Here is a 1,810-nt window from a genome sequence, read left to right on the forward strand (position 1 = left end):
CCGCCAACACCGGCATCACCTCGCTGCAGAAGCTCGTCGACTCCGCCAAGTCCGTCGCCAATCAGGCGCTGCAGACCACGGTTGGTTTCTCGACCAAGTCGGCGTTCACCTCCGTCGATATCGCGGGCGCAACGGCCGACAATCTCGTCGCCGCTCAGGATCCGGTCAGCGCCGCCTTCGTCGGTACTTCGGCTCCGCAGCGCGCTGCGTATACCAGCACGACGCTGACCGCGGGCGCCCAGCTGTTTTCGGGCGCCGCTGCCAACGCGACCGGTTCGACGCTGCTGTCGGGCCTGACCGACAACGCCGGCGCCGGCGGCGCTACCAACGCGATCCAGTCTGGCAACACGCTGACTGTCAATGGCAAGACGATCACCTTCGCAGCCGGCGCCGATGGCCTCGTCGGGACCGGCAACGCCTATACGATGGGCGTCGATACCTCGCTTGACTCCTTGGTTGCGGCGATTGACACCCTGTCGGGCAATACGTCCAGTGCCTCGACGGTAACGGGCGGCGTCATCCAGCTGCACACCGGTACGGCTTCCAACCTCGTCGTGAGCGGCTCCGCTACCGTGCTCGACAGGCTCGGCATTGACGCTGGCGCTGCGAGCGTTGGCAATCGTACCGGTGGCGCCGTGACGGCTGGTGCCTTGGCCGGCGCCACCAAGCTGAACGTCGGCGACGGCTCGGCAGCTTCGTTGTCGAACGGCTTTGCGGTCGGTGACACCCTCACCGTCAACGGCAAGACGCTGACCTTCGTGGCGGCGAACACGGTCGGCAGCGATCCGAACCAGATCAAGGTCGACAGCGACGTCACCGGCCTGCTGGCGAAGATCGACGGCCTGACCGGTTCGTCGACGGCCTCCACCATCACCGGCGGCCAGATCACGCTGAACACCGGCTCGTTGAGCGACCTGACGATCACCGGCAGCAATGCCGCAGCTCTCAGCGCGCTCGGCCTGGCCGGCGGCGTCACCCAGGCCCGTACGCAAAACCCGGGAGTTCTGGACGGCGCGACCCTGCAGATCGGTGCGACGGGCGGCGGCACGGCCACCGACATCGTGTTCGGAGCGGGTGCTGGCCGCATCAGCTCGCTCAATCAGCTGAACGATGCCCTCGCGGCCAACAATTTGCAGGCCACGTTCGTGTCCGGCAAGCTGTCGATCACCACGACGAACGATGCGGCGTCGGCCACGATCGGTGCGATCTCCGGTACCGCGGTTGGCGCCGGCCAGGCGTTCGCTGCCGGCACCACGGCGCCGGCTCCCGTCGTTGACGCGTCGGCCAAGCTAACTCGCGACAATTTGGTCACCCAGTACAACAACATCATCAATCAGATCACCACCACCGCACAGGACGCGTCGTTCAACGGCGTCAACCTGCTCGGCGGCGACACTCTGAAGCTGACGTTCAACGAAACCGGCAAGTCGACGCTGAGCATCCAGGGCGTCAACTTCAACCCGGCCGGCCTCGGCCTCGACGTCCTGAGCTCCGGCGCCTTCAAGGACAACTCGGCGGTCAACGACATCGTGGCGTCGCTGAGCAGCGCATCGTCCACGCTGCGCTCGCAGGCTTCGGCCTTCGGCTCGAACCTGTCGATCGTGCAGATCCGCCAGGACTTCAACAAGAACCTGATCAACGTGCTGCAGACCGGTTCGTCGAACCTGACGCTGGCCGACACCAACGAGGAAGCGGCGAACAGCCAGGCGCTGTCGACCCGCCAGTCGATCGCGGTGTCCGCGCTGGCGCTGGCCAACCAGAGCCAGCAGAGCGTGCTCCAGCTGCTCCGCTAAGTTCAGCCACATCAACG

At 65.9% G+C, this 1,810-nt stretch carries 1 protein-coding gene; it reads left to right on the forward strand.

What is annotated here, in order from left to right:
* Window positions 1-1,793 (forward strand): DUF1522 domain-containing protein (locus JQ641_RS37685; protein ID WP_212002401.1); only part of this gene is annotated, 1,793 nt, incomplete at its 5' end.
* Between the last annotated feature and the right edge of the window lie 17 nt (window positions 1,794-1,810).

Source organism: Bradyrhizobium sp. JYMT SZCCT0180 (genome assembly GCF_018130165.1).
Lineage (GTDB): Bacteria > Pseudomonadota > Alphaproteobacteria > Rhizobiales > Xanthobacteraceae > Bradyrhizobium.